This window comes from Mesorhizobium sp. (assembly GCF_965229135.1).
Taxonomy (GTDB): Bacteria; Pseudomonadota; Alphaproteobacteria; order Rhizobiales; family Rhizobiaceae; genus Mesorhizobium.
This window is the reverse complement of the sequence record NZ_OZ245860.1, coordinates 3286991-3313243: the sequence shown is the minus strand read 5'-3', so window position 1 is coordinate 3313243 and position 26253 is coordinate 3286991. Positions and strand designations below refer to the sequence as shown.

The following is a 26253-nucleotide window of genomic DNA, read 5'->3' as shown; positions in this document are numbered from 1 at the left end:
AGGGATTGTTCAGGCGGTTTTTCTGGCCGGGCGGCGGCCGAGCGCGTGATGCGAAAGCACCATGAACGGCGCGCCTGGTTCGGTTTCGACGAACAGCGTCAGCGCATCCACCAGCACAGGCTTTTGCAGCACCTCCGCGAACAGGCTGTCGATCGCCGCACGAAGGCGAGTGGCTTCCTGTGGTCCGGCGCGGCCCGACAGCGTCATGTGGAAGCGGAAGGTCTCGAAGACATAGGGGTAGCCCCATTGGCAGAGGTTGCGGAACTCGCTCGGCTTCAGGGAATCGGGGCTGCGCCGCTCGATTTCCGCCTCGGTCAGCGGCGCGCGGAAACGGTCGAAATCGCGCACCACGTCATTGGCGAAGCTGTTGAGCGCCGGCACCGGTCCTTCCGGCACGAGCGCGAAGAAGCCGTCGATCTGGCTGACGATCAGGCGCGGGATCGTCACCACCGGCGTAGCCTCGGCGAAATTGTCCAGCGCGGCGCGCAATGAAGCCTCGGTTTCGGTCGCCGCCAGCCGGAAAGGCGCTTTCAGCGTGGCGTGAAAACCGTAGCGCCGTGCCGAAGCGGTATGGAAGGCCACCTCCGCCGCCGACAGGTCCGCCACGGCCTCGACCGGCCTTGTGGCGGCGCCAAACGGGTCGCGGCCCAGCCAGTTCGCGGCTATCCGCGCCAGCGGTTCATCCTGCCGGGGAGTGAAATAAACGGCATAACGCATGGGAAGTCCTCGTCAGACCTGCTGCCATAGGTGATTTCCATGACGGATTGACGAAGCCTTGCGGCGTTTCCGAGAACAAAAGAGCCGTTCAGGTCCTTAGCCGACGATTTTTTCGTGCTGGACCAGTCGCTTCAGGCGCAAGGACCAATCGATCACGCTTTCATCAGCCATTCGTGCTCGGGCGCATTGTGGAATTTCCACGTCCGCTTCGGCCCCGCCATGACATTCAGGTAGTATAGATCATAGCCATGGCACGCGGCGCAGGGATGGTATCCCCTGGGCACCAGCACCACATCGCCATCCTCGATCGCCATCGCTTCGTCGAGCGCGCGATGGCCGTTCCCGTCGGCGTCGGTATAGACGCGCTGGAAGGCGAAGCCTTGTGGCGGGTTGACGCGATGGTAGTAGGTTTCCTCGAGATAGGATTCAGCAGGCAGATTGTCCTGGTCGTGCTTGTGCGGTGGATAGCTCGACGTATGCCCGCCAGGCGTGATGACCTCGACCACCAGAAGCGAGTCCGCCGGCTTGCCCTCCGGCAATATGTTCGTGACATAGCGCGTGTTGGTGCCCTTGCCGCGCACCTCCTGGCCGAGATCGTCGGGCCCGATGACCCGCACCGGCAGGCCGCCGCCGAGACCGGGCGCCGAGCAGACCGCGAGTTCCAGTTCGGTATCAGCGGTCACCGACCAGCCCGACCCTTCGGGTACATAAACCGACCATGGCTTGCCCTCGAACGGCGACATGCGTTCGCCGAGCAGGCCAAGGTTCTTGCCGCCGGCCGAGGCCTTGCCTTTGCCCGTGACGAACACCAGGCATACCTCGCGGTATCCGGTCTCCCCGGACGCTGTCTCGCCGGGCTTCAGCCGGTGCAGATCGAAGCCGACATAGGTCCATCCTGCGGTTTTCGGCGTCACATGGGCGACGCGGCCATGACCCTTGTTGGCCTTCACGAGCAGCTTCGACATGCGGGCTATTCCTTCGGTTCGGGCTCAGTCGCGGCCTTGGCCTCATCGGCCGGCTTGTAGAGGTAGAAGAACTGCCAGACCGCGTACCCGGCGAAGCCGAGCGCGATCACGCCCCAGAACGGCGTGCCCGTCGCGAATTCGATGACGGACCAGACAAGACAGACCGCGACGACGGCAACGCGGCGCCATAGTGGGCGGAAGAATGGGTGCTCGTAATCTTTCATCCGGCCAACCTACAGCAACCCGGCGTCACCGAGAACCACCGCGCTCAGGCATTCGGAAAGCCCTGCGTCTCCACCGTGTAACCGGCCGCCGTCATGACGCGCATCAGTTCCTTGTAGCCGACCTCAGCCATCCTGAGCGGCGGGTTCTTCTTCGGGTCCTGCTCGGCCTCGACCACGAACCAGCCTTCGTAGCCATAGTCAGCGAACTTCTTCACGATGGCGCCGAAATCCAGCGAACCATCGCCCGGCACCGTGAAGGCGCCCAGCGCCACGGCGTCGAGGAAGGATTGCTTGGTGCGGTCGAGCTTGTCGATGACGCCGATGCGCACATCCTTCACATGCACATGGCTGATGCGCTTGTGGTGATTGTCGATGGCGCGCAGCACGTCGCCGCCGGCAAAGACCAGATGCCCGGCATCGAGCAGCAATGGAATGCCCTCTCCCGAATAGCGCATGAAGGCATCGAGTTCCGGCTCGGTCTCGACCACCGCGGCCATATGGTGGTGATAGGACAGCGGCATGCCCTGTTCGGCGCACCATTCGCCGAATTCGGTCAGGCGCCTGGCGTAAGTCTTCATCTCGTCGTCCGAGAGCTTCGGCTTGGTGGCAAGCGGCTTCGACCGATCACCCTGGATCGAGCGGCCGACTTCGCCATAGACGATGCAAGGCGCATCCACCGCCTTGAACAGGTCGATCATCGGTTGGATACGATCCTTGTTCTTGCCCATGTCCTCGTTGACAAGCGTGCCGGAAAACCAGCCGCCGCACAGCGTCACATCAGCCTTTTTCAGGATCGGCAGCATGACCTTGGGGTCATTGGGAAAGCGCCGGCCCATTTCCATGCCGGTGAACCCCGCCGAACGCGACTGGCGCAAACATTCTTCCAGCGACACGTCATCGCTGAGTTCCGCAAGGTCGTCATTCCACCACGCGATGGGGGACATGCCCAGTCTGGCTTTCACGTCGTCACTCCAGTTTCAAAAAGTTCAATTTCCGTTCGTTGGCGCGGCCCCTCATCCCCCTGCCGGCGTTTGTCGTTCGAAAGGCCAAGCAGTTGGCTTTTCGTCCGCTGCGCCGACCACTCCTTACCTCCCCGTCCTTACGGGGAGTGAGGGGCGGCGCCGACATCAGTCACCGACACTCTGCATCTGCCGCTTTTCGTCATAGGCCTTGCGTGCCGCGTTCACCTGCGGTCGCGCCGACACCTCGGGCACCGCCACATCCCACCATGTTCCGCCGGCATCGGTGGAAACCAGCGGGTCGGTGTCGATGACCAAAACCGTCGTGCGCGTGTTCGACTTGGCCTGTTTCAGCGCCGTTTCCAGCTCGGCGATGGACGCAACTTTTTCGGCAATGGCGCCGAGGCTTGCCGCATGCGCGGCGAAGTCGATATCGGGCAGGACCTCGTGGCGCGAGTCCTTCAGCAGATTGTTGAAGTTGGCGCCGCCGGTCGCCATCTGCAGCCGGTTGATGCAGCCATAGCCACGGTTGTCGAGCAGCACGATGATCAGTTTCAGGCCCAGCATCACCGAGGTGGCGATCTCGGAATTGAGCATCAGGTAGGAGCCGTCGCCGATCATGACGACGACCTCCTCGTTAGGCTTCGCCATCTTGGTGCCGAGCCCGCCGGCAATCTCGTAGCCCATGGTCGAGAAGCCGTATTCGGCGTGGTAGGAACCGGGCGCGCCCGCTTGCCACAGCTTGTGCAATTCGCCCGGCAGGCCGCCGGCGGCATGCAGTAGCGTCACGCTCGAACCCATGGCGCGCTGCACCGCGCCAATCACCTGTGCATCCGACGGGTGGGGGACATTTGTCGATGCCGTCACCTTGGCCGCGTCGGCCTGCCATTCCTTCTTGCCCTTCGCGGAATTCTCGGTCCAGTCGGCCGGCGCCTTCCAGCCTTTCAGGGCCGCGCCAAGCTCGGCTAGCCCTTCGGCCGCGTCCGCAACCAGCGGCAGCGCGCGGTGCTTGCCGGCGTCGAAAGGCTGTACGTTCAGCCCGACAATCGTCTTGCCGGAGTTCTTGAACAGCGACCAGGAACCGGTGGTGAAGTCCTGCAGCCGAGTGCCGACGGCCAGAACGACATCGGCTTCTTCCGCCAGCCGGTTGGCGGCCGAAGTGCCGGTGACGCCGACCGCGGCCATGTTGAGCGGATGATCGTCCGGCAGCGAGGACTTTCCGCCTTGCGTCTCGCAGACCGGAATGCCGGCGCCATCAGCAAGCTTTGCAAGCTCCTCGGAAGCCTGGGAATACAGCACGCCGCCGCCGGCGATGATCAGCGGCTTCTTCGCGCCCTTGAGTGCTGCGACGGCGGCCGCCAGTTCCCGGCGATCGGGGCGTATCCTGCGCTGCGTCCACACCCGTTCGGCAAAAAAGCTCTCGGGATAGTCATAGGCCTCCGCCTGCACATCCTGGCAGAGCGACAGCGTCACCGGCCCGCATTCGGCTGGATCGGTCAGCACCTGCATGGTCCGCGCCAGCGCCGGGATGATCTGTTCGGGGCGCGTGATGCGGTCGAAGTAGCGCGACACGGGCTTGAAGCAGTCATTGACCGTCGCAGTGCCGTCGGAAAAATCCTCGGCCTGCTGCAGAACCGGATCGGGGATGCGGTTGGCGAAGACGTCGCCGGGCAGAAGCAGGACAGGCAAGCGGTTGACGTGGGCGAGGGCCGCGGCCGTCACCATGTTGACCGCGCCGGGGCCGATCGACGAGGTCGCGGCCATGAAGCGGCGGCGGAAATTGGCCTTGCCGTAGGCGATCGCGGCATGCGCCATCGCCTGTTCATTGTGGGCGCGGAATGTCGGCAGGGCATCGCGCGCCTGGTAGAGCGCCTCGCCGATGCCAGCGACATTGCCATGACCGAAGATCGCCCAGACGCCGCCGAAGATCGGCATCGTCTTGCCGTCGATCTCGGTCTTCTGCTGGCTGAGAAAGCGGGTCAGCGCCTGCGCCATCGTCAGGCGGATTGTCTTGCTCATGTCGTTTCCTCCGCAGTCCCTATGCCGCGTCTTCTTATGCTGCTTTACGGCCACGCGCGGCAAGCCACGCCTCGGTCAGCTGTTCGAAGCGCGATGCCATGTCGGCAACCGCTTCGTCATCGGACATCTTGCCAGCCAGCCATTGTTCGGCCGCGTGGACGAAGATGGTGCGGCCAACGGCAAAGCCCTTGACGATGGGCGCCTTGGCGGTGGCGGCGAACGCCGCTTCCAGCTCGTCCTGCGGCGCCTCCAGGCCCAGCAGCACGATGCCACGGCACCACGGATCGTGCTTCAGGATCACCGCTTCGATCTTGGCCCAGGCGCCGGCCGAAGCCTGCGGCTCCAGCTTCCACCAGTCGGGCTTGATGCCGAGCGCATAGAGCTCCTCCAGCGCGCGCGGGATCGTCGTGTCGTCGACCTTGCCATGCTTGCCGGCGATGATCTCGATCAGAAGTTCCCGGCCAACCTTGCGCGCGGCCTCGAACAGCGAGCGCAGCTTCTGCTGCTGTTCTTCCTTGAGCGCGGCCGGATCGTCTGGGTGATAGAAGCAAAGGCACTTGATGCAATGCTCGACCGGCCATTCGGTGAGCTGCGAACCGATATCCTGCGAAAACTCGAACCGAAGCGGACGCGAGCCCGGCAGTTCCACCGGCCTTCCAAGCCAGCTGAATGGATGATGCGCGAATTCGAACATCGCCTTGCGGCCATGTTTCTCGTCGATCAGCATGCCGTAACCGTCGCGGCCGGCAGCGACTTGCGCCGCGGCCTTCACGGCCAGCACCTTGAAGGCAGGGATGCGCGACACGTCGGCGCCCGCCTTTGCCGCGATATCCTCCAACTGGACACGGTGGTCGCAGGCCAATGCCATCAGCGAGGGAATGTCATGCCGGCGCGTGGTTGCCCAGTGAATGTGGTTGATCGCCTCGTCCTTGCGCAGGGCAAGGTGCTTGCTGCCGTTCTTGAGGAAGAATTGCAGCTCCTCGAAGGTCGGATATTCAGGCGCGCAGAGCAGGCGCGACACGGCGAAGGCGCCGCAGGCATTGGCCCAGGTTGCCGATGTCGCCAGGCTCTCGCCGCCAAGCCAGCCGCGCAGGAAGCCCGACATGAACGCGTCCCCGGCGCCCAGAACATTGTAGATCTCGATTGGAAAGCCTTTGCCGACGATGCCGTCCTCGAGATCGTCGCTGATCGGCCCGTCATAGACGATGCAGCCCATGGCGCCGCGCTTGAGCACGATGGTCGCCGATGACAGCGAGCGGATCGTTTTCAGCGCGCTCAGGCAATCGTCAGCGCCCGAGGCAATCATGATCTCTTCCTCGGTGCCGACGATGAGGTCGCAATCGGGCAACACCGTCTTCAACTGGGCGGAGACCCGGTCGGATTTCACGTAGCGTTCGAAACCCTCGGCGTGGCCGGCGAGCCCCCACAGGTTCGGCCGGTAGTCGATGTCGAACACCACCTTGCCGCCACTGGCCTTGATGGCGCGGATCGCCTTGCGTTGCGCGGCATCGCTGTTGGGTCGCGAAAAATGCGTCCCGGTGACGACGATGGAGCGGGAAGAAGCAATGAATGTCTCGTCGATATCCTCCTCCGACAGCGCCATGTCGGCGCAGTCCGTGCGGTAGAAGATCATTGGCGAAACGCCTTCGTCCTCAACGGAAAGCAGAACCAGCGCGGTCAGCCGGTCCGGGTCGGTCTTCAACCCGTCGACGCGGACGCCCTCCCGCGTCAGCTGCTCGCGGATGAAACGGCCCATCTGCTCATTGCCGACACGTGTGAGCAGCGCCGCGCGCAGGCCGAGCCTTGCGGTGCCGACCGAAATGTTGGCGGGGCAACCGCCGACCGACTTGGCGAAGGAAGTGATGTCCTCCAGCCGCGAGCCGATCTGCTGGCCATACAGATCGACGGAAGCACGACCGATGGTGATGACGTCGAGCGGCGCATGTTTTGCGTCCACGGCTTCGCTCATTGGAACCTCCCGTCGGCTTTGTTGTCTTGGGGTACACGCGCGAGCGGCAGCGTGGCGCCACCGTTATGAAATAATAATTCCAATCCATAGTCAATATGGAATGAGTGTTCCCTGACTTAAATCTGGTATTTGGCGCGCCGGGTCAGGCCTTGCGCTTGCGACCTGTGTCGCGCCGCTTCTCGCCGACGCCGACGGTCAGCGCCATGGCCAGCGCCATGGTCGCGGCCAGCGAGCGGAAGCCGGCAAAGTCGGCCTCAGCAACCTCGAACCAGACGCTGGCGAACTGGGCCAGCGGCGAGAACGAACTGTCGGTGATCGCCACGATCGGCACGCCCTGCTCCGAAATGGTGCGGGCTTCCTCGATGGTGGCCGGAGCATAGGGCGAAAAACTGATGGCGATGACGGCGTCGCGCGGCGATGCGAAGCCTATCATTTCGGCGTTGAGGCCGGCTGCCGATTCGATCAGCTGGTTGCGGATATTCAGCTTGCCCAGCGCATAGGCGATGTAGGACGCCACGGGATAGGACCGCCGCTTGGCAAGCACATAGATGGTCTCGGCCTTGGCCAGCAGCGCGATCGCATCTTCGAGATGCGCCTCGTCCAGCGTGCGCGAAATGTCGTTGAGCGAAGTGCTGGCGGCGGCGACGAAGCCGTCGAAAATCGCCCGATGGCCAGCACCCTCCTCGGCCTTGGCGCGCAACGCCAGCAGCCTTTCGTCATAGGACGAGTTGCGTTCTCGCAGACGTTCGCGAAACACCGATTGCAGGCTGGTGAAACCGTCGAAGCCAAGCTGCTGGGCAAAGCGGATCAGGGTTGAAGGTTGAACGCCGGCCGAAGCGGCGATGCTGGCGGCGGTGCCAAAGGCGATGTCATCGGGATTGTCGAGCGCGTAGGCGGCGATCTGGGCAATGCGCTTCGGCAGGCTTTCGCGTCGATCCAGGATCGTGGCGCGCAGCGTCTCGAAATCGCGAGGTACCCGTTCGTCCATCGTCGCTCTGTCCAGGCTCATCTTTGGATGTCCTCTCTGCCCCATCATAGCGAGACTGCGCAAGAACGCCATAATAAATGAGGCAGACATTCCATTTGCGATAAAAATGGACTAATTCATCCATTCAAGACTTCAAGCAGCGGAGAAATGGAAGATGGTCGGCGTAGGTCTTATCGGCACGGGCTTCATGGGCAAGTGTCACGCCATTGCCTGGAACGCGGTGAGCACCGTCTTTCCGGACGTGGACAGGCCCAGGCTTATCCATCTAGGCGAGGTCGATGCGGACCTTGCCAAACGCCGCGCCTCCGAATTCGGCTTCGCCCGGGGTTCGGGCGACTGGCGCGCCGTCGTCAACGATCCCGAGGTCGACATCGTCTCGCTGACCACGCCGAACCAGTTCCATCCGGAAATGGCCATCGCCATTCTCGAGGCCGGCAAGCATCTGTGGTGCGAAAAGCCGATGGCGCCGGCCTTTGCCGAGGCCGAGGCCATGGCCGCGGCTGCCAGGAAATCCGGCAAGGTGGCGGCACTCGGTTACAACTACATCCAGAACCCGGCGATCCGGCACATCGGCGCATTGCTCGACGAGAAGATCATCGGCGAGGTCAACCATCTGCGCATCGAGATGGATGAGGACTTCATGGCCGATCCGGAGGCGCTGTTCTACTGGAAGCATGAGGCGACATCGGGCTACGGCGCGCTCGACGATTTCGCGGTTCACCCGCTGTCGCTGGTCTCGGTGCTGTTCGGCCGCGTCGCCCGCGTCATGTGCGACATGTCGAGGCCCTATGCCGATCGCCAGCTTGCCTCGGGCGGCCGCCGCGCCGTCGAGACCTACGACATCGCCAGCGTCCTGATGCATCTGGAAAGCGGCGTTGCCGGAACGCTGCTGGTCAACCGATCGGCCTGGGGCCGAAAGGGTCGCATCGCGATCCAGATTTTCGGCTCGAAGGGCTCGATCCTCTACGACCAGGAGCGGATGAACGAATTCCAGCTCTACCTCACATCGGACCGCCCGACCGAACAGGGCTATCGCACCATCCTGGTGGCGCCGCATCACAGGCCTTACGACGCCTTCGTGCCGGCGCCGGGCCATGGGCTGGGTTTCAATGATCTCAAGATCATCGAATGCCGGGAATTGCTGACGCGGCTGGCTGGCAAGCCGGCGCGGATCATCGATTTCGCCGAAGGGCTGGAGATCGAGCGCACCGTGCACGCGATGGCGCGCTCGTTCGAGGAACAGCGCTGGGTGGATGTGAGATAAGGGCCGTATCTCAACCGATCCGAGCCCCACGCAGTTCCAGGACCACGCATATGACGATACCACGACCAACTTCGATGTTGGCGAGGCCAGTTATCGAAGTCGGCGCCGCCCCTCATCTGCCTGCCGTCCGGCAGGACAATGAGGGGCAGCGCAGTCCTTTCAAACCTGGCTGCAGCCTCAGGCTGCTCCCTGACGGCTGTCCATCATGGCGCGGCGCGCGGACCGGCGCCACTCGACGGCGCCGGCGAGGCCGTGCAGCACGGTCTCGGTGGTCGCCCAGTCGATGCAGCCGTCGGTTATGCTCTGGCCATAGGTGAGCGGCTTGCCGGGTATGACGTCCTGCCGGCCAGCGACGAGGTTGCTCTCGATCATGACGCCGATGATGCGCTCGTCACCCGCCGCCACCTGGCCGGCGACGTCGGTCGCCACCTTCGGCTGGTTCTCGGGCTTCTTGCTGGAGTTGGCATGGCTGACATCGATCATCAGCCGTGGTGCGATGCCGACGCGTGCGAGTTCGACGGAGGCGGCCTCGACGCTCGGCGCGTCATAATTGGGCGCGACGCCGCCGCGCAGGATGACATGGCAGTCCTCATTGCCGGTCGTCGCCGCGATGCCGCTGCGTCCGCCCTTGGTCACCGCCAGGAAATGATGCGGCTGGGCGGCCGACTTCACCGCCTCGGCGGCGATCCGGAGATTGCCGTCGGTGCCATTCTTGAAGCCGACCGGGCAGGAAAGACCCGACGCCAGTTCGCGATGGATCTGGCTCTCGGTCGTGCGCGCGCCGATGGCGCCCCAGGCAACGAGGTCGGCAATGTATTGCGGGGTCGTCATGTCGAGGAATTCGGTCGCCGCCGGCAGGCCGAGATTGTTGACGGCCGACAGCACGTTGCGCGCCATCCTCAGCCCCTTGTCGATGTTGAAGCTGCCGTCGAGGTCGGGATCGTTGATCAGGCCCTTCCAGCCGACGGTCGTGCGCGGCTTCTCGAAATACACCCGCATCACGATCTCCAGCCGGTCCGACAGGCTTTCGCGCAGCGCCGCCAGACGGCTGGCATAGTCGACTGCCGCGACCGGATCGTGGATCGAACACGGACCGACGACGACGATCAGCCTGTCATCGGTACCGTTCAAGATGGCGTGGATCGCGTTGCGTGACGACGCAACCGTGCGTGTCGCCGTCAGCGTGCGCGGAATCTCCCGCATCACCTGGTCCGGCGTACTCAATTCTCGGATTTCCTTGACCCGAAGATCATCTGTGGTGGTCAACACGGCTTTCTGCTCCTGATTGGGAGACCTGCCGGCTGATACAAAAAAGCCGCCAGATCTGGCGGCTGTTCGGATGTTTGTTGCTGCAATCTTCAGATCGAGCGCAATCCTCCCGCCGCCAGCGAGCTGCTAAAGTACCAATAGGTGGCGGTCAGGTGGATCATGCGCCTCATATAGTCGATGCCGAAGCCTTTGTCACCTGCTTGATGACGGTCTGTGGGAATATGTAAAACTACATATGTAGGATATGCTCAAATGCCGCTTTACGTGAAAGACCGGGAAGTCGACCGGTTGGTGCTTGAGGTACAGCGTCTTACAAAAGCGCCAAGCAAGGCCGAAGCGGTTCGCCGCGCGCTGACGCATGAAATTGAACGTGCGCGCGGTAAACAGTCTGTGTCGGAACGACTGGTGGAAGCTGTGAGGATGGCTGGTGAAATCGGAGCCGATCATCCCAATTTCGATATGAAAGCTTATTCGGACGAGCTTTCAGGCGGGCTATGAGCTTGTTCCTCGACGCATCGGCGATCGTCGCTCTGTTGCGCCCGGAACCCGTGGCAGGAGAACGCGCCGCGCGCATGGAAGCCCATGATGGGCCTTTCTTCATTTCGGCCGTCGTTCGTTTCGAGGCTGCAATGGCCTTGGCGCGTTCGAAGACCCCTTTGCCGAAACCGGTGGAACCGGCGGCAATCGCAAAAGCGCACGCAGCCATCGACCGCCTCCTACGGGATATGGCGGTTGGTGAGGTCCTTATATCGGATGAGGTCGGCCGGCTCGCCATTGAATCAGCATGCAATTACGGCAAGGTCGTCACCTCGCCGGCGCAACTCGATATCGGCGATTGTTTTTCCTACGCCTGTTGCAAGGTTTATCGACTTGCTCTGCTCTACGCCGGTCAGGATTTTATAGAGACAGACATCGGATAGATCCAGGTCGTGCCCAGCAGACCGGTTGGGCAAATTACTCCGGTGACGACCCCGCAATGCTCTGGTCATAATCGACCAATGATCCGGTCATGACGCCCGATTGCGGGCTGACCATGTAGCTGATCAGCCGCGCCAATTGGTCCGGCTTCACAAGTTGGCCCATCGGCTGCGCGGCCTCGGCCTTTGCCAGCCAGTCGTCAGGCGCGTCGTGCCACTTTTTCTGCACGAGGTCTTCGCCCTCGGTGTCCATCCAGCCGGGCAGCACCGCGTTGCTGCGGATGCGATTGCCGCGATGGGCATTGGCGACATTCTTGGTCAGGGTCATCAGTGCGCCCTTGCTGGTCGAATAGGCCGTCAGGAACGACTGGCCGCAATGCGCCGACATCGACAGCACGTTGACGATCGAACCTGCCGCCTTTTTCTCCAGGAGATGCGCCACCACGCCCTGCATCAGGAAGAACGGACCGCGCACATTGGTGGCGAAAATCGTGTCGAACAGCTCTTCGCTCGTCTCGACCAGCGAGCCGCGCGCCGAAGTGGCCGCGGCGTTGACCAGCGCGTTGATGGTGCCGAAATGCGAGATCGCGGTAGCGACCGCGCGCTTGCAGTCCGCTACCTTTGCGACGTCGGCGCTGATGAAGATCGCGTCGACGCCCTTCTTCTTGAAATGAGCGACGGCCTTGTCGCCCTTCTCCTGCGAACGTCCGACCAGCGCCAGCGCCCGGCAGCCCTCGTCGACCAGCGCCTCGGCGACGGCGAAGCCGATGCCCTGCGCGCCGCCGGTGACGATGGCGCGTGTTTGTGAATTGCGATCTGCTGATGCGCTCATCGCTCTGCTCCTGTGCCTGGGATTTACTTGTCGAGACGGACGGTCTTGCCTGACGTCGCCGATTTCAGCGCCGCATCGGCCAGCTTCAGGGCCACAAGGCCGTCGGCGCCGCTCGGCGCGGCCTTCTTGCCCGACGTTGCGGCCGCGATGAAGGCGGCGATCTCGTTGGCATAGGCATCGAGATAACGGGTCATGAAGAAGTCGTGCAGCGGCGGGCGCGTATAGCCCTTCTCGTTGGCCACTTCGATCGACACCGGCCGCTGGTTCTCAGCCGCCACCATGCCCTTCGAGCCATGCACCTCGATGCGCTGGTCGTAGCCATAGGTGGCGCGGCGCGAGTTGGAGATGATGGCCTGCTTGCCCGACGCGGTTTCCAGGATGACGCTGACCGAGTCGAAATCGCCGGCCGCGCCGATCTTCTTGTCGACCAGCACCGAGGCATGCGCGCTGACCGCCACCGGCTCCTCGCCGAGCAGGAAGCGGGCCATGTCGAAATCATGGATGGTCATGTCTCGGAAGATGCCGCCCGAGCGGGCGATATAGTCGAGCGGCGGCGGGCCGGGATCGCGCGAGGTGATGGTGACCATTTCGACGGTGCCGATGGCCCCGTCGTCGATGGCCTTGCGCACGGCGGCGAAGTGCGGATCGAAGCGGCGGTTGAACCCGACCATCAGCGTTGCCTTGGCCTTCTCGACCACGGCCAGGCACTTTTCCACGCGCTTCACGCTCAGGTCGATCGGCTTCTCGCAGAAAATCGCCTTGCCGGCCTTGGCGAAACGCTCGATCAGGTCGGCATGGGTGTCCGTCGGCGTGCAGATGACGACGGCGTCGATGTCCTTGGCTTTCTCGATGGCTTCGATGCTGCGCACTTCGGCGCCATAGGCCGAGGCCAGCTCTGTTGCCGCCTTCTCGAAGGCATCGGCCACGGCCACCAGTTTGGCTTGCGGGTTGGAACCCACGGCGCGGGCATGCACCTTGCCGATACGGCCGGCGCCGAGGAGAGCGAAGCGGAGAGTCATTGGATATTTCCTCTAAGGGATGGTTCGAGAGAGTTGTGTCCGCACCTTCCTGCCAGGGAAAGGTGACAGGGTTGTTTCGTGGCGCGGCGGATCGTCCCGGGATGGATGAGCCACCGCCCGGCCTAGGCCGCGAGTTCCGCCTCGCCGGTCTTGGCGCCGGTGATGTAGGAGACGATATCGTTTCCGTCCGTATCCTGCTTGCGCAGATTGGCGACGATGCGGCCGCGCCGGAAGACGACCACGCGGTCGCAAAGGTCGAACACCTGGCGCATGTTGTGGCTGATCAGGATCAGCGGTTCGCCATTCTCCTTCAGCGTGCGCACGATGTTTTCGACCTGCGCCGTCTCCTGCACGCCAAGGGCTGCCGTCGGCTCGTCCATGATGATCAGCTTGGAAGCAAAAGTCGCGGTCCTCGCGATCGCCACGCACTGGCGCTGGCCGCCCGACATGTGGCGGATGGTGTTCGACAGATTGGGGATCTTCACCGCCGTGCGCACCAGTGCCGCTTCGGTCGCCTTGCGCATGTATTTGCGGTCCAGGATCGAGAATGGCCCGAGATTGAACAGCACTTTTTCGCGGCCGAGGAACAGGTTCGACGGAACGTCGAGATCGTCCGCCAGCGCCAGGTTCTGGAACACGGTCTCGATGCCCGCCGTGCGCGCCTCGATCGGGCCGGCGAAACTCACTTCCTTGCCGTCGAACCACATCTTGCCGCTGGTGCGTTGCTCGACACCGGTGATCTGGCGCACGAAAGTCGACTTGCCGGCGCCGTTGTCGCCCATGATGGCGACATGCTCGCCCTTGCGCAGCTCGAAGTTCGCCCCCACCAGCGCCTGCACGCCGCCATAATGCTTGGTCAGGTTTTCGGTCTTCAGAACGATGTCTGACATGGTCATGCCCTCAATGCCCGCAGGCGTTGGCGCCACTGGTCGAGAACGACGGCTCCGACGATGATCACGCCCTTGACCATCTCCTGGTAGTAGGCGTCGAGGCGCAGGAAGGTGAAGCCGGAGATGATGACGCCGAAGATCAGCGAGCCGATCACCGTGCCGATGATCGAGCCGCGGCCGCCCGACAGCGAGACGCCGCCGATGACCGCCATGGCGATCGCGTCGAGTTCGTACATCACGCCCATGCCGGACTGGGCGGTCAGGTTCTTGGAGGAGAGCACCACGGCGGCGAGCGAGGCGAGTATGCCGGCGATGACGTAGACGAGGATCTTGTGGTTGGCGATCTTGATGCCGGACATGCGCGCGGCGTCCTCGTTGGAGCCGATGGCGTAACAGTGTTTCCCGTACCGTGTGTAGGTCATGATCAGCTGGAACAGCACCGCCAGCGACAGGAAGATGATGACGGGCATCAGGCCCTTGCCGATGGCGGCGAAACTGTCGGTGGGGAACGAGATCGGCTGGCCCTTGGACCACCATTTGGCGATGCCGCGCGCGGTCACCATCATGCCGAGCGTGGCTATGAACGGCGGGATGCGCGTGTAGGCGATCAATGCGCCGTTGATGAAGCCGGCCAGCAGGCCGCAAGCGATGGCAACCAGCAACGGCACGATGACCGGCAGGTCGGTCCAGCCTTGCGCGAGGAACATCGCCTTAGGGTTCGGGTTGCCATTGACTGTCGCAACCTGGGCGAAACTCATGGCGATCATCGCGGTCGCGCCGACAATCGAGCCGGAGGACAGGTCGATGCCGCCGCAGATGATCACCTGCGTCACGCCGATGGCGATGATGCCGACGATCGACACCTGCAGGATGATGATCTGGAGGCGCGCCTCGTTGAAGATGCCGCCGACGTCGCTGCGCGTGTTGAACAGGAAGCTGTCGCCAAGAAAGAACCTGCCGATAACTTCGAAAATGACGACCAGGATGACCAGCGCCAGGAAGACGTTGAACTCGGCAGGCCATGAGCGTTTCTTCGCGTCATAGGTAAGCCCTCCGACGCCATGGGATGACTGTGCCACGTTCCATCTCCTCCAAAATTCGCGCTCGTCCTGCTAAGCCGCCTGGGCGAGCAGGGAGAGGTGGAGCGGCGCCCTGTTGGTGGCGCCGCCTCGTATCGAATGGCTCGCGGCCTCAGTTCTTCTTGAGGAACTTGTCGATATTGGCCTTGGTCACCAGCTGGAAGGGAACGTAGACCTTGCGGTCGACCTTCTCGCCCTTGGCCAGCTTCAGCGCCGCGTCGAGCGCGCCCGCGCCCTGTCCGGCCGCATCCTGGAACACGGTCACGGCAAGGTCGCCCGCCTGCATCGCCACCAGCGCGTCCTGGGTGGCGTCGACGCCGCCGACGACCACGGTCTTCATGTCAATGTTGGCGGCCTTCATGGCCTGGATGGCGCCGATGGCGCTTTCGTCATTGTTGGCGATGACGCCGTCGAATTTCTTGCCGGTCGACAGCCAGTTGGTCATCAGGTTCTGGGCCTCGTCACGGTTCCAGTTCGAGGTCTGCTTGTCGATGATCTTGATGAAGCTGCAGTCCGGCGTGGCGATCACATCGTCAATGTCCTTGGTGCGCTGCACCGCGGCCTGGTTCGACAGTTCGCCCATGATCACATAGACATTGGCTTCCTTCTTGCCGGCTTCCTTGAACAGGCGGCAGACTTCCTTGGTCTCGAGCGTGCCCGAGTCCGCTTCGTTCGACGCGACGAAGGCCTGGTTGGCGGGTAGCGTGTCGACATTGACCGGCTGGCGATTGACGTAGACCAGCGGAATCTTTGCGGCTGCCGCGGCGTCGGACATCGCCTGCGTGGCGGATGTGTCGACCGGGTTGACGATGATCGCGTCGACGCCCGAGGCGGCGAAGTTCTTGATCTGGTCGAGCTGCTTGGCCACGTCGTTCTGCGCGTCTTCGACCTGAAGCTCCACGCCGCTCATGCCCTTGGCCTGAGCGATCATGCCGTTGCGCAGCACGGTGAGAAAATTGTCATCGAACTTGGCCATCGATACGCCGATCTTGGCGGCCATGGCGGACGAACTCATCAGCGCCGCGAAGGCGACGCCCAAAAGCAGTTTCTTCATTATGTTTCTCCTCCACATTTGGTGTCCGGTTGCACCGATCTAGCCGGAATCCCCGGTCGCCCGGGGAATCTCTCCCGATTTCGCTTTGCTCCGGACGGCGTCTTTCACGTTGGCTGGAACGCCAAACCTTCTGCTTGAAACAATTGTTCCGGAACGAAAGAACCAAAATACCTAGTTGGTGAAATATTTATTCCATTTCTCGGCAAGGCGTCAAGGGCGATTCCGAAATCGCGTGTCGGATTCTCAAGGCGCGCTTGGCAGGTTGCGCTTTGCGGGCGGCGCTGGGGTGACTGGCGTCAGATGTTCTCTGGCAGGTAGATGTCGAAGGGCAGGAAAGTCTGTCCAGGCGCGTTGGCGGCGCCCGCTTCGATGGCGTGGCCCATCAACGCGACGAGTTCGCGGCACAGTGCGGCCAGTGGCGTCGAGATCACCATGGTCAGGATATCGTCGGCCAGCGCCGCGCGTGATTCCACGGTGATTTCGTTGCAGATGACAGCCGGCATCTCGGGCGGCTTTGCCTGCCTGAGCGCCGAGACCGCGCCCTCCATGCCGCCGCCGGCGACGTAGAGCCCTACCAGGTCGGGATGCTCAGCCAGAAGCTCGATGATGGCGTCATGCGTGATCTGGTTGGCTTCCAGATTGACCAGCGTTTCCAGCAAGGTGAATTCCGGCGCCTGCTCGCGAAAGAACGAGCGAAAGCCGATCTCGCGCAGTTCGTGGCCGTGGAAGCGGTGGCTGCCGACGAACAGTGCAACCTTGCCAGGGCGCTTCGCGGCCTTGGAGATCATCCAGGCCGCGGTGCGCCCCACCTTGCGGTTGTCGAGGCCGACATAGCCCTCGCGAATTCCTGACGCGAAGTCGGAGAGCAGTGAAAACACCGGCATTCCCTTCGCCTTCAGCGCCTCGACGGCGACTGTGAGCGTCGGATGGTCCGGCCCCACCAGTGCCACTGCCCTGGATTTTGCCGCCAGCTTGCGCATTCGCTCGACGATCTCGTCGGGCGCCAGCGAATCGGCGAAGTCGATGGTGGCCACGCCACGAAAGCGCTGGGCCTGGGACACCGCCAGATCGAGTTCCCTTGCGAATTCGCTGTAGAAGACGTCTTCCCGCCGCAGCAGCAGGAAGCCCAGCCGGTATTCCGGCAGTTCGTGCCGCATGCGCTGCTTGATCAGCCCTGCGGCATGGTAGCCGATTTCGGTTGCGGTCTCGTAGACGCGGCGCGCTGTGTCCTCGCGGACCGGCAGGCGATTGTTGAGAACCCGGTCGACAGTGGCGACGCTCACGCCCGAGATGCGCGCCAGATCGGTGATGGTGGGCCGTTTCGCCATGATTTCCTGCTCAGGTTCCTGGCATGGTTCTACATCATTCTGATGGGAAATGATAGAAACTATCTTTCTGATATTGAGCCTATCATCGCTTGGCGGTATTTTACGGTGATCAAGCACCTGTGATGCCGGCACGGTCCTGAAGGATGTCGTTCGGACCGAGGCAGCCACGATGGAAGCAACCACGATGGAAGCAACAGTATCCGAAGCCGCAATGCCGTCCCGGCGCGATTACAGCCTGATCGGCCGTGACGCGAAGCTTGCCGTCGAAAACGGCCTGTCGGCCGCCGAATGGTACCATACCGACATTCCGCGCAAGCAGATGAAGGAGCTGATGCAACGCTCCGACGGGCCCGCGATCCGCGACACCCTCATCTGGCTGGCCGCTCTGGTCCTGAGCGCCGGCGGCGGCGTCTGGTTCTGGGGTACATGGTGGTGCGTGCCGTTCTTCTTCGTCTATGGCGTGCTCTACGGCTCCTCGACGGATTCCCGCTGGCATGAGTGCGGCCATGGCACCGCCTTCAGGACGCAGTGGATGAATGATGTGATCTATCAGATCGCCTGCTTCATGATCATGCGCAACCCGGTGACATGGCGCTGGAGCCATACGCGCCACCACACCGACACCATCATTGTCGGCCGCGATCCCGAGATTTCCGTCATGCGGCCGCCGGATTTGCTGCGCGTCATCCTCGGCTTCGTCGGCGTGCTGGACGCCTGGCGCGCCATGAGCGACATGCTGCGCAACGCGGCCGGCATCATCAGCCCGGCGGAAAAGACCTTCATTCCGGAACAGGAGCAGCCAAAGGCGATCCGCGTTGCCCGCATCTGGACGGCGATCTATGCCGCGACCATTGTTCTGGCTGTGTATCTGGGCTCGTTCCTGCCGCTGATGCTGGTTGGGTTGCCCAGGCTCTATGGCGCCTGGCACCATGTGATGGTCGGCCTGCTGCAGCATGGCGGCCTGGCCGAGAACGTCACCGACCATCGGCTCAACAGCCGCACCGTCTACATGAACCCGATCAGCCGCTTCATCTACTGGAACATGAACTACCACGTCGAGCATCACATGTTCCCGATGGTGCCCTATCATGCGCTGCCGAAGCTGCATGCGCTGATCAAGCATGATCTGCCGGCGCCGACGCCGTCTATCCTCGCCGGCTATCGCGAAATGATCCCTGCCTTCCTGCGCCAGTTGCGCAATGAAGACTATTTCATCAAACGCGAACTGCCGCCGACCGCCAAACCCTATCGCGAGGATCTTCACAGCACCGCGATTGCCGCGGAATGACATCAGCCCGGAGGGGCGCGGAATTCCATTGGGAGGGTTTATGAGCGACTGGGTCGAGGCGTGTAACGCCACGGATATCGACGAAGAAGACGTGATGCGGTTCGACCATGGCGGCCGCACATTCGCGATCTACCGTTCGCCGGACGACGAGTTTTTCGCCACCGATGGCTTGTGCACGCATGAGAAGGTGCACCTCGCGGACGGGCTGGTGATGGACGACATCATCGAATGCCCCAAACACAATGGCCGCTTCAATTACAAGACGGGCGCGGCGCGGGGAGCGCCGGTCTGCGTCAACCTCAAGACCTATCCGGTCAAGGTCGACGCCGGCAAAGTCCTTGTCCAGATCGGGTGACGGCATGACGAAGGGCATGATCGTCGTCGGCGCCGGTGAGTGCGGCGGACGCGCAGCCCTTGCCCTGCGTGATCTCGGCTATGACGGACCTGTGACGCTCGTTGGCGAGGAGCCGCATCTGCCCTATGAGCGGCCACCGCTGTCCAAGGACGCGATGGTCGGCGATGCGCCTTCTATCAAGGCGATCGCCAGCGACGAGGTGCTGGCGGAGCGCTCGATCAGGCATATCCGTTCCGTAAAGGCCGTGGCGATCGACCGCGCAGCGCATATGGTGCGCCTGTCGGACGGCTCGGTTCTCGCCTACGACAAGCTGCTGCTGGCGACCGGCTCGACGCCGCGAAAACTGCCGATGCCGGGCCTCGGCTCGCGCTGCGTCTATCTCAGGACCTTCGCCGACGCGTTGGCCATCCGCGCCCATCTGAATGCGGGTAACCGCATCGCGATCGTCGGCGGCGGCTTCATCGGCCTGGAACTGGCGGCGGCCGCGCGCAAGCTGGGCACGGACGTCACCGTCATCGAAGCGCAGCCGCGCATCCTGATGCGGGGCGTGCCGGCCGAGATCGCCGAAATCATCCATCAGGCGCATGTCGCCGAAGGGGTGGACATTCTGTGCGGCGAAGGCATCGCTGCGCTCGCCGATGACGGTGCGCGGGTTCGCGTCGCACTTGCCGGCGGCCGGGAGATCGTCGCCGACCTCGCCGTGATCGGCATTGGCGCTGTCCCCGTGACCGGGCTGGCCGCCGAGGCTGGCCTGGCGATCGAAAACGGCATCGCCGTCGATGCCGAACTGCGCACCGTCGATCCCGGCATCTTCGCCGCCGGCGACTGCTGCTCTTTTCCGCTGGCCGTGTATGGCGGTCGGCGCGTGCGGCTGGAGGCGTGGCGCAACGCTCAGGAACAGGGCGCGCTCGCGGCCAGGAATATGCTTGGCGCGGGCGAAGCTCATGCGGCCGTCCCGTGGTTCTGGTCGGATCAATATGGGCTGACCTTGCAGATCGCCGGTCTTTCGGACGAGGGCAGCAAGGTTGTCCGCCGCGATCTCGGCGACGGCGCCTTCATCCTTTTCCATCTGGCTGATGACGGCAGGCTGGTCGCGGCAAGCGGCATTGGCGCGGCCAACGCGGTCGCCCGCGAAATCAGGCTGGCCGAGATGCTGATCGGCAAGCGTGCGAGGCCGGCGCCCGAGGCGCTCGGCTCGCGGGAGGTCAAACTGAAATCGCTGCTGGCGGCGTGAGCCGCCAGACCATGATCGGAAGAGCGGAAGCCGGTTTTCGGATCATGGTCGAACAAAAATGATGGGGATCTGAAAATGTCACGCAACAGGCCAACGGTCGCCGACCTGCAATCGCTCAAGGGCAAACGCCAGCTTTCCAAGCTGCGGGTATTCTCTTTGAAGGAGGCCGAGGCCGCCGAAAGGGCTGGCATCGACATTATCTCCGTCACCTATGATCTGATCTTCGATCCGCGCCTTCGCGACGCGGCGCCAACCTGTTTTGTCATTCCCGGCGACGAGCAGGCCAGGATGGGCGCGACCACCGACGAGATCCTGCGCACGGCGGTGAAGCTGCGCGCCGCCAGCGCCGACGCCATGTATTGCTCGGCCAGCCTGCAAACCATCCGCCGGCTGCGCGACGAGCATATTCCGGTCTGCGGACATGTCGGCCTGATTCCGGCCCACGCAACCTGGACCGGCGGCTTCAAGGCGGTCGGCAAGACAGCCGAAAGCGCCGCCTTCATCTGGCAGCAGGTCAAGGACCTTGAAGCGGCTGGCGCTTTCGCGGCCGAGATCGAAGTGGTTCCGGCGGAGGTCGCGAGCGCGATCTCGCGGCGCACGCCGCTGATCATGATCTCGATGGGCGCGGGCGCCGGCTGCGACGCCCAGTATCTGTTCTCGGAGGATGTGCTCGGCACCAATCGCGGCCGCTACCCGCGCCACGCCAAGCGCTACCGCGACCTCGCGGCCGAATATGACCGCCTCCAGAACGAGCGCGTCGCGGCTTTCCGCGAATATGCTGACGATATCCAGTCCGGCGCCTATCCGGCGCCGCGGCATATCGTTGGAGCCGACGCCGAGGAATTGCGCAAATTCGAAGCGTTCCTCGAGGCTCAGCCTTGAAGACGTATCCTCGGGCTAGAACAGCGCCTTGAGTTCCGGCAGCTTGTCGTTGACCAGCCAGCCATAGTAGTTTTCCTCCGGCAGCTTGTCGGGTTGGCCGGCGGCGCGGCGTTTGTCGTTCTCGGCCTTCAGCGCATAGGCGCGCTGTTCGGGGTTGCCGACATTGTAGAGCGTCGCGGTGAGGCCGGGATTGCCCGATATGTCATAGCCGGCAATGCTCTTGTAGGCGTCGATGGACTTCCGGATCGTCGCGGCGACGTAGGGCAGGGTCAGATCCGGATCCATGATGGTCTTGTAGACGGCATTGGGATCGCTGACGTCGAGCTTGGGCAGGCCGGAAATCCGGTGCACGAGATCGCTCATCTGCAGGGCGGTCAAGGGATTGAGCTGACCGAGGCCAAAGGTCTGGCCGGCGTAATAGGGCTGGAAGAAGGTGGCGCCGAACCGGTCGTCGGGAAAATTTGTCCCGCCGACGCTCTTGCCGCGGAAGGAACGGTTCCACACCTGCTCGCGGCATTCCCACAGATCATAGCTGTCCGACATCCCGGCGCATGTCTTGAACTGGGGTCTCTGCACGAAATCCGTGATGTCCTCGCCATTGTAGGCGAAGGACAGCTTGCTGGTCAGGTAGGAAATTGCCTTGACGTAGTAGGTCTGCAGCCGGTCGTAGGCATCGACATTGTAGGTATGCTCGCCAACGATGGCGCCGACGATATGCATGGGGTCGATCCCGTAGGCGGCGGCCGCCTTCCTGATCTTGGCTCGCAGATCGGCGTCGTTCTGCAGCAATGCGTAGACCTTGCGGTACTTCGCCTGGAAGGTTGTGTTCGTCGCCTGCGTTCGCCGGCTGGAGGCGCCGGGTATGTCCGGCTGCTCTGCGTTGCGGTTTCCGGGTGGAACCAATGTTGCCGCCTGGGCGGCGAACAGCGTCGCGGCAAGCGTCAAGCCGAGGATGACGAGGATCAGTTTCTTCATGTGCCGCCGCCTGTCAGTCTAGCGGGCAAACTAGGAAAAGCCGCCAGGGGAGTCGAGGGCCGCGTGGCCGGCCAAGGCAAAAGCCGGCCAGTTGCTTCCATTTGGCCACACATCTGTCGGCGACGCCGGAGCAGGCCCGGCGCCGGCATCCGCCATCCCTTAAAGGATGAAACGTGACAGGTCGGTGTTTCTCGACAGGTCGCCGACATGCTTTTCGACATAGGCGGCGTCGATGGTGACCGAGGTGCCGTTGCGGTCTGGCGCGTCGTAGGAGATCTCGTCCAGCACCCGCTCCATCACCGTCTGCAGCCGCCGGGCGCCAATATTCTCGACGCTGGCGTTGAGGTCGACGGCAATGCCCGCGAGCGAATCGATGGCGTCGTCGGTAAAGGTCAGGTCCACGCCCTCGGTCTTCATCAACGCGATATACTGCTTGATCAGGCTGGCCTCGGTCTCGGTGAGGATGCGGACGAAATCGTCCTTCTCCAACGCCCTCAGTTCGACGCGGATCGGCAGGCGGCCCTGCAACTCCGGCAACAGGTCGGAGGGCTTCGAGACGTGAAACGCACCCGAAGCGATGAACAGGATATGGTCCGTCTTCACCGGCCCGTATTTGGTTGCCACAGTGGTGCCTTCGACCAGCGGCAGCAAATCGCGCTGCACGCCCTCGCGCGAAGGACCGCCCGAAATGTCCGACCGCGCCGCGATCTTGTCGATCTCGTCGAGGAAGACGATGCCGTCATTCTCCGTCGCGTCGAGCGCGCGGCGCACCACCTCGTCCTGGTCGAGCAGCTTGTCGGACTCGTCGCCGACCAGCAGATCGTAGGATTCCTTTACCGTCGTCTTGCGCAGCTTGGTCTTCTTGCCGCCCATCGCCTTCGACAGCATGTCGTTGATGTTGAGCACGCCGATATTGGCGCCAGGCATGCCGGGGATCTCGAAGCCGGGCATGCCGCCATTTCCGGTGTCTGCCACCTCGACCTCGATCTCCTTGTCGTCGAGCTCGCCGTCACGCAGCTTCTTGCGGAAGCTATCGCGCGTGGCCGGGCTTGCCGTCTTGCCCACAAGGGCTTCGAGAACGCGTTCCTCGGCGTTGACATGGGCGCGCGCCTTGACGTCCTCGCGCATTTTCTCACGCACGAGGCCGATTGCGATCTCGACGAGGTCGCGGATGATCTGCTCGACATCGCGGCCCACATAGCCGACCTCGGTGAACTTGGTCGCCTCGACCTTGACGAAAGGCGCACCCGCAAGGCGCGCCAGGCGGCGCGAGATTTCGGTCTTGCCGACGCCCGTCGGGCCGATCATCAGGATGTTCTTCGGCATCACCTCTTCGCGCATCTGGCCTTCCAGCTGCTGGCGGCGCCAACGGTTGCGCAGCGCAATGGCCACGGCGCGCTTGGCGTCCTTCTGGCCGATGATGAAGCGGTCGAGTTCCGAAACAATTTCGCGGGGGGAGAACGTGCTCATATCACTAAATTCCACTTTGCCACTGCTTGATGGCCTCGAACGGATGCAGCAGCATGATCACGTTGAGTGTCAGATTGTCCCGGATCAGATAACCGGTACCCAGTTCGAAGAGGATGGCGAGGCTGACGACCACCCATATAGGTAGCCTTCGCGCCATCACAAATCCCAGCATCATGGCCAGTGTGTCGGACACCGAATTGATGATGCTGTCGCCGTAATAGTCGAGCGAGATGGTGCCTGCACGGTAACGCTCGATGATGAACGGGCTGTTCTCCAGCAGTTCCCAGCCGCCTTCTATCGCGACCGCGAATGCCAGCCTGAGGCCGATCGGCGAGTTCGGGAATAGGTACCTGGCCAGCGCATAGAACAGGAAGCCGTGAATGATGTGCGAGAAGGTGTACCAGTCCGTGATGTGCTGGGAATTCTCGGAACTGTTCACCACGCCATGCCAGAGCTTGATGTAGCCGCAGGTGCAGATCGGAGGATGACCCATCAGGTAGAGCGCCACGGCCTGGAAAAGGATCAGGCCGGCAACGATCAGCAGTCCCATGCGCCAGCTGTTCTCGTAGGCCGATAGCTCCGTGTCATCGATGGATGCATTCATTTCCGTCATTCCCCCTCTTGCGCGTCATCGGCATCCATCGCCATCAGCACGACATCACCGAAGACAGTTTGCCTGCGATCAATGGACCGGAAACCAGCCTTTTCATAGGCGCGGATGGCTCGGCCATTGGCGGGGTTCGGATCGACGATGACCCGCAGCGCGCCTTCCTCGAACAGGTCCGCGACGAATTGCCTGACAATCGCCGTCCCGTGCCCGAGTCCGATCAGTTCCGGTCGGCCGATCGACAGATCGATTCCCAGCGTACCGAAGGGCTGGTCGGCATAGGGATGGCCGTCCTCCATGTGCGGGTCATAGCTCTGCAGATAGGCGATCGGCTTGCCGTCGAGCTCGACGATCAGCGGCTCGACCGAGATGCTGTCGATATGCTCGCGGATTTGAGCGATCTCTTTTTCCGGGTCGTCCCACCATTGGGCTACATGCGGTTCGGCGAGCCAAGCCGCGATCATCGGCAGGTCCTTCCTGGTCACCGGCCGAAAATCATAGTCATGGTCTGGCTGGGCCATGGTCTCTTCCGAAAACCGGCTTCCACTTTTCGGGACCATGGCCGACCGCTTCAGGCGGCATCGATCGTTTCGACGACGAAGTTGTTGTTGGTGTAGACGCAGATGTCGGAGGCGATCTGCATCGCCTTGCGGGCGATCTCCTCGGCGTCCTTGTCGGTGTCCATCAGCGCGCGCGCGGCGGCCAGCGCGTAGTTGCCGCCCGAGCCGATGGCCATCACGCCATGTTCCGGCTCCAGCACGTCGCCATTGCCGGTGAGCGCCAGCGAAACCGACTTGTCGGCGACCAGCATCATGGCCTCCAGCCGGCGAAGATAGCGGTCGGTGCGCCAGTCCTTGGCGAGCTCGACGCAGGCGCGCGTCAACTGGTCGGGATATTGTTCGAGCTTGGCTTCGAGCCGCTCCAGAAGGGTGAAGGCGTCCGCGGTGGCGCCGGCGAAACCGGCGATGACGTTGCCGCCCTTGCCGATGCGGCGCACTTTCCTCGCATTGCCTTTCATGATGGTCTGGCCAAGGCTCACCTGGCCGTCGCCGGCAATCACCACCTTGCCGCCCTTGCGCACCGTCACGATGGTCGTGGCGTGCATGGTCAGTTCATTAGACATCTACTGCTCCGATTCGCGCCATCCCTGATAGGCAATTGGCGCGTTACGAGTGACTTTGATCGGCCATATGTATGCATGGGGCCAGCGATTGCAAACGGCGATGCCGAGGCTCGATACCGGCCGGCATGGCAACTGGCAATCGCCGGATCATGCTGCTAGAAGGCTCTCGTTTTCAAGCGCGTGGACGCCTGAAGCCGTGAAACTCTGGGACAAGGACAAGGCCATGTCGCCCCGTTCCGCCGAAGTCAGCCGCAAGACCAGGGAAACCGACATCTCCGTGTCGGTCCATATCGATGGTTCCGGCAAATCCGACATGGCGACAGGCGTCGGTTTCTTCGACCATATGCTTGACCAGCTGTCGCGTCATTCGTTGATCGACATGACGGTCAAGGCCAAGGGCGACCTTCACATCGACGATCACCACACGGTCGAGGATACCGGCATCGTGCTCGGCCAGGCGCTGGCCAAGGCGCTGGGCGAGCGGCGCGGCATCATGCGCTATGCCTCGATCGACCTTGCCATGGACGAGACGCTGACACGGGCGGCGGTCGACGTTTCCGGCCGTCCGTTCCTGGTCTGGAATGTGCCGTTCTCGTCGCCGAAGATCGGCACCTTCGACACCGAACTGGTGCGCGAGTTCTTCCAGGCGTTGTCGCAGCATGCCGGCATCACCTTGCATGTCACCAACCACTATGGCGCCAACAATCATCATATCGCCGAGACATGCTTCAAGGCGGTCGCGCGGGCGCTGCGCACCGCACTAGAGCGCGATCCGCGCCAGCCGGACGCGGTGCCCTCGACCAAGGGCTCTTTGAAAGGGTAGCCT

The 26253-nt window shown here is 62.8% G+C and carries 27 protein-coding genes; 8 read left to right on the top strand and 19 right to left on the bottom strand.

Annotation, left to right across the window (positions count from 1 at the left end; translation table 11 throughout):
• Positions 1-9: 9 nt before the first annotated feature.
• The 7 genes from ACO07C_RS15665 to ACO07C_RS15635 all read right to left on the bottom strand — a co-directional run bounded on the left by ACO07C_RS15665 (position 10) and on the right by ACO07C_RS15635 (position 7841).
• Positions 10-717 carry a DUF1045 domain-containing protein gene (locus tag ACO07C_RS15665; protein WP_421915065.1) on the bottom strand — a complete coding sequence of 236 codons (708 nt, stop codon included), beginning with the start codon at positions 715-717 and terminating at the stop codon, positions 10-12.
• 152 nt (positions 718-869) lie between these two features.
• Entirely contained in the window at positions 870-1682 is an 813-nt protein-coding gene (gene iolB / locus ACO07C_RS15660) for a 5-deoxy-glucuronate isomerase (protein WP_421915064.1), read from the bottom strand.
• Positions 1683-1687: 5 nt separating this feature from the next.
• Positions 1688-1906: a DUF3329 domain-containing protein gene (locus ACO07C_RS15655; RefSeq protein ID WP_421915063.1), complete on the bottom strand. Its 219-nt coding sequence runs from the start codon at positions 1904-1906 to the stop codon at positions 1688-1690.
• Between the two features lie 44 nt (positions 1907-1950).
• Positions 1951-2868: a myo-inosose-2 dehydratase gene (gene iolE, locus ACO07C_RS15650; protein ID WP_421915062.1), complete on the bottom strand. Its 918-nt coding sequence runs from the start codon at positions 2866-2868 to the stop codon at positions 1951-1953.
• 165 nt (positions 2869-3033) lie between these two features.
• Positions 3034-4884: a 3D-(3,5/4)-trihydroxycyclohexane-1,2-dione acylhydrolase (decyclizing) gene (gene iolD, locus ACO07C_RS15645; protein ID WP_421915061.1), complete on the bottom strand. Its 1851-nt coding sequence runs from the start codon at positions 4882-4884 to the stop codon at positions 3034-3036.
• A 34-nt stretch (positions 4885-4918) separates the two neighbouring features.
• Entirely contained in the window at positions 4919-6853 is a 1935-nt protein-coding gene (locus ACO07C_RS15640; protein ID WP_421915060.1) for a bifunctional 5-dehydro-2-deoxygluconokinase/5-dehydro-2-deoxyphosphogluconate aldolase, read from the bottom strand.
• Between the two features lie 142 nt (positions 6854-6995).
• On the bottom strand, positions 6996-7841 hold the full coding sequence (locus ACO07C_RS15635; RefSeq protein ID WP_227349614.1) for a MurR/RpiR family transcriptional regulator: 846 nt from the start codon (positions 7839-7841) through the stop codon (positions 6996-6998).
• A 154-nt stretch (positions 7842-7995) separates the two neighbouring features.
• Here ACO07C_RS15635 and ACO07C_RS15630 point away from each other — a divergent pair, with 154 nt between their 5' ends.
• Positions 7996-9105 (top strand): Gfo/Idh/MocA family protein, encoded by a 1110-nt coding sequence (locus ACO07C_RS15630; RefSeq protein WP_421915059.1) that lies wholly within the window; start codon positions 7996-7998, stop codon positions 9103-9105.
• Between the two features lie 177 nt (positions 9106-9282).
• Here the strand turns inward: ACO07C_RS15630 and ACO07C_RS15625 are convergent, their stop codons facing one another.
• A complete protein-coding gene (locus ACO07C_RS15625) occupies positions 9283-10374 on the bottom strand; it encodes a 3-deoxy-7-phosphoheptulonate synthase (RefSeq protein WP_421915058.1) in 1092 nt (363 codons plus the stop codon).
• 252 nt (positions 10375-10626) lie between these two features.
• Here ACO07C_RS15625 and ACO07C_RS15620 point away from each other — a divergent pair, with 252 nt between their 5' ends.
• Both ACO07C_RS15620 and ACO07C_RS15615 read left to right on the top strand, forming a co-directional pair.
• The gene (locus ACO07C_RS15620; protein ID WP_421915057.1) at positions 10627-10872 is read left to right on the top strand and encodes a type II toxin-antitoxin system VapB family antitoxin; all 246 of its coding nucleotides are present in this window, start codon (positions 10627-10629) and stop codon (positions 10870-10872) included.
• A gap of 2 nt (positions 10873-10874) precedes the next feature.
• Positions 10875-11294, top strand: coding sequence for a type II toxin-antitoxin system VapC family toxin (locus ACO07C_RS15615; RefSeq protein ID WP_421915056.1), 420 nt, complete (start codon positions 10875-10877; stop codon positions 11292-11294).
• 34 nt (positions 11295-11328) lie between these two features.
• Here ACO07C_RS15615 and ACO07C_RS15610 read toward each other — a convergent pair whose 3' ends face one another.
• From ACO07C_RS15610 to ACO07C_RS15585, 6 genes are all read right to left on the bottom strand, one after another.
• A complete protein-coding gene (locus tag ACO07C_RS15610) occupies positions 11329-12123 on the bottom strand; it encodes an SDR family oxidoreductase (protein ID WP_421915055.1) in 795 nt (264 codons plus the stop codon).
• Between the two features lie 23 nt (positions 12124-12146).
• Complete coding sequence (gene iolG / locus ACO07C_RS15605) at positions 12147-13142, bottom strand: inositol 2-dehydrogenase (RefSeq protein ID WP_421915054.1); 996 nt, start codon at positions 13140-13142, stop codon at positions 12147-12149.
• Between the two features lie 122 nt (positions 13143-13264).
• Positions 13265-14032 carry an ATP-binding cassette domain-containing protein gene (locus ACO07C_RS15600; RefSeq protein WP_421915053.1) on the bottom strand — a complete coding sequence of 256 codons (768 nt, stop codon included), beginning with the start codon at positions 14030-14032 and terminating at the stop codon, positions 13265-13267.
• 2 nt (positions 14033-14034) lie between these two features.
• Positions 14035-15111 (bottom strand): ABC transporter permease, encoded by a 1077-nt coding sequence (locus ACO07C_RS15595; protein WP_421915052.1) that lies wholly within the window; start codon positions 15109-15111, stop codon positions 14035-14037.
• Between the two features lie 112 nt (positions 15112-15223).
• Positions 15224-16165 (bottom strand): sugar ABC transporter substrate-binding protein, encoded by a 942-nt coding sequence (locus ACO07C_RS15590; RefSeq protein ID WP_421915051.1) that lies wholly within the window; start codon positions 16163-16165, stop codon positions 15224-15226.
• A 296-nt stretch (positions 16166-16461) separates the two neighbouring features.
• The gene (locus ACO07C_RS15585) at positions 16462-17493 is read right to left on the bottom strand and encodes a LacI family DNA-binding transcriptional regulator (RefSeq protein ID WP_421915050.1); all 1032 of its coding nucleotides are present in this window, start codon (positions 17491-17493) and stop codon (positions 16462-16464) included.
• A 184-nt stretch (positions 17494-17677) separates the two neighbouring features.
• Here ACO07C_RS15585 and ACO07C_RS15580 point away from each other — a divergent pair, with 184 nt between their 5' ends.
• The 4 genes from ACO07C_RS15580 to ACO07C_RS15565 all read left to right on the top strand — a co-directional run bounded on the left by ACO07C_RS15580 (position 17678) and on the right by ACO07C_RS15565 (position 21252).
• On the top strand, positions 17678-18781 hold the full coding sequence (locus ACO07C_RS15580; RefSeq protein ID WP_421915049.1) for a fatty acid desaturase family protein: 1104 nt from the start codon (positions 17678-17680) through the stop codon (positions 18779-18781).
• A 40-nt stretch (positions 18782-18821) separates the two neighbouring features.
• Positions 18822-19136 (top strand): MocE family 2Fe-2S type ferredoxin, encoded by a 315-nt coding sequence (locus ACO07C_RS15575; protein ID WP_421915048.1) that lies wholly within the window; start codon positions 18822-18824, stop codon positions 19134-19136.
• Between the two features lie 16 nt (positions 19137-19152).
• A complete protein-coding gene (locus tag ACO07C_RS15570) occupies positions 19153-20370 on the top strand; it encodes an NAD(P)/FAD-dependent oxidoreductase (RefSeq protein WP_421917539.1) in 1218 nt (405 codons plus the stop codon).
• A 75-nt stretch (positions 20371-20445) separates the two neighbouring features.
• Entirely contained in the window at positions 20446-21252 is an 807-nt protein-coding gene (locus ACO07C_RS15565) for a 3-methyl-2-oxobutanoate hydroxymethyltransferase (RefSeq protein ID WP_421915047.1), read from the top strand.
• A gap of 15 nt (positions 21253-21267) precedes the next feature.
• Here ACO07C_RS15565 and ACO07C_RS15560 read toward each other — a convergent pair whose 3' ends face one another.
• From ACO07C_RS15560 to hslV, 5 genes are all read right to left on the bottom strand, one after another.
• Positions 21268-22227, bottom strand: coding sequence for a DUF1402 family protein (locus ACO07C_RS15560; RefSeq protein WP_421915046.1), 960 nt, complete (start codon positions 22225-22227; stop codon positions 21268-21270).
• A gap of 159 nt (positions 22228-22386) precedes the next feature.
• Positions 22387-23697, bottom strand: a complete 1311-nt coding sequence (gene hslU, locus ACO07C_RS15555; RefSeq protein ID WP_421915045.1) for an ATP-dependent protease ATPase subunit HslU — start codon at positions 23695-23697, stop codon at positions 22387-22389.
• Positions 23698-23701: 4 nt separating this feature from the next.
• Positions 23702-24301 (bottom strand): DUF2585 domain-containing protein, encoded by a 600-nt coding sequence (locus tag ACO07C_RS15550; RefSeq protein WP_421915044.1) that lies wholly within the window; start codon positions 24299-24301, stop codon positions 23702-23704.
• A 5-nt stretch (positions 24302-24306) separates the two neighbouring features.
• Positions 24307-24825, bottom strand: coding sequence for a GNAT family N-acetyltransferase (locus tag ACO07C_RS15545; RefSeq protein ID WP_421915043.1), 519 nt, complete (start codon positions 24823-24825; stop codon positions 24307-24309).
• Between the two features lie 50 nt (positions 24826-24875).
• The gene (gene hslV / locus ACO07C_RS15540; protein ID WP_421915042.1) at positions 24876-25427 is read right to left on the bottom strand and encodes an ATP-dependent protease subunit HslV; all 552 of its coding nucleotides are present in this window, start codon (positions 25425-25427) and stop codon (positions 24876-24878) included.
• Positions 25428-25650: 223 nt separating this feature from the next.
• On the opposite strand from hslV, the gene hisB reads away from it, so the two are divergent.
• Entirely contained in the window at positions 25651-26250 is a 600-nt protein-coding gene (gene hisB / locus ACO07C_RS15535) for an imidazoleglycerol-phosphate dehydratase HisB (RefSeq protein WP_421915040.1), read from the top strand.
• Positions 26251-26253 lie beyond the last annotated feature (3 nt).

Coding starts and splice junctions, on each gene's coding strand:
- iolG (WP_421915054.1), bottom strand. CDS start 13,142: ATGACTCTCCGCTTCGCTCTCCTCGGCGCCGGCCGTATCGGCAAGGTG.
- ACO07C_RS15570 (WP_421917539.1), top strand. CDS start 19,153: ATGATCGTCGTCGGCGCCGGTGAGTGCGGCGGACGCGCAGCCCTTGCC.
- iolB (WP_421915064.1), bottom strand. CDS start 1,682: ATGTCGAAGCTGCTCGTGAAGGCCAACAAGGGTCATGGCCGCGTCGCC.
- ACO07C_RS15565 (WP_421915047.1), top strand. CDS start 20,446: ATGTCACGCAACAGGCCAACGGTCGCCGACCTGCAATCGCTCAAGGGC.
- ACO07C_RS15665 (WP_421915065.1), bottom strand. CDS start 717: ATGCGTTATGCCGTTTATTTCACTCCCCGGCAGGATGAACCGCTGGCG.
- hslV (WP_421915042.1), bottom strand. CDS start 25,427: ATGTCTAATGAACTGACCATGCACGCCACGACCATCGTGACGGTGCGC.
- ACO07C_RS15655 (WP_421915063.1), bottom strand. CDS start 1,906: ATGAAAGATTACGAGCACCCATTCTTCCGCCCACTATGGCGCCGCGTT.
- hisB (WP_421915040.1), top strand. CDS start 25,651: ATGTCGCCCCGTTCCGCCGAAGTCAGCCGCAAGACCAGGGAAACCGAC.
- ACO07C_RS15620 (WP_421915057.1), top strand. CDS start 10,627: ATGCCGCTTTACGTGAAAGACCGGGAAGTCGACCGGTTGGTGCTTGAG.
- ACO07C_RS15585 (WP_421915050.1), bottom strand. CDS start 17,493: ATGGCGAAACGGCCCACCATCACCGATCTGGCGCGCATCTCGGGCGTG.
- ACO07C_RS15610 (WP_421915055.1), bottom strand. CDS start 12,123: ATGAGCGCATCAGCAGATCGCAATTCACAAACACGCGCCATCGTCACC.
- ACO07C_RS15600 (WP_421915053.1), bottom strand. CDS start 14,032: ATGTCAGACATCGTTCTGAAGACCGAAAACCTGACCAAGCATTATGGC.
- ACO07C_RS15580 (WP_421915049.1), top strand. CDS start 17,678: ATGGAAGCAACAGTATCCGAAGCCGCAATGCCGTCCCGGCGCGATTAC.
- iolD (WP_421915061.1), bottom strand. CDS start 4,884: ATGAGCAAGACAATCCGCCTGACGATGGCGCAGGCGCTGACCCGCTTT.
- ACO07C_RS15575 (WP_421915048.1), top strand. CDS start 18,822: ATGAGCGACTGGGTCGAGGCGTGTAACGCCACGGATATCGACGAAGAA.
- ACO07C_RS15635 (WP_227349614.1), bottom strand. CDS start 7,841: ATGGACGAACGGGTACCTCGCGATTTCGAGACGCTGCGCGCCACGATC.
- ACO07C_RS15560 (WP_421915046.1), bottom strand. CDS start 22,227: ATGAAGAAACTGATCCTCGTCATCCTCGGCTTGACGCTTGCCGCGACG.
- ACO07C_RS15545 (WP_421915043.1), bottom strand. CDS start 24,825: ATGGCCCAGCCAGACCATGACTATGATTTTCGGCCGGTGACCAGGAAG.
- hslU (WP_421915045.1), bottom strand. CDS start 23,697: ATGAGCACGTTCTCCCCCCGCGAAATTGTTTCGGAACTCGACCGCTTC.
- ACO07C_RS15590 (WP_421915051.1), bottom strand. CDS start 16,165: ATGAAGAAACTGCTTTTGGGCGTCGCCTTCGCGGCGCTGATGAGTTCG.
- ACO07C_RS15630 (WP_421915059.1), top strand. CDS start 7,996: ATGGTCGGCGTAGGTCTTATCGGCACGGGCTTCATGGGCAAGTGTCAC.
- ACO07C_RS15640 (WP_421915060.1), bottom strand. CDS start 6,853: ATGAGCGAAGCCGTGGACGCAAAACATGCGCCGCTCGACGTCATCACC.
- ACO07C_RS15550 (WP_421915044.1), bottom strand. CDS start 24,301: ATGAATGCATCCATCGATGACACGGAGCTATCGGCCTACGAGAACAGC.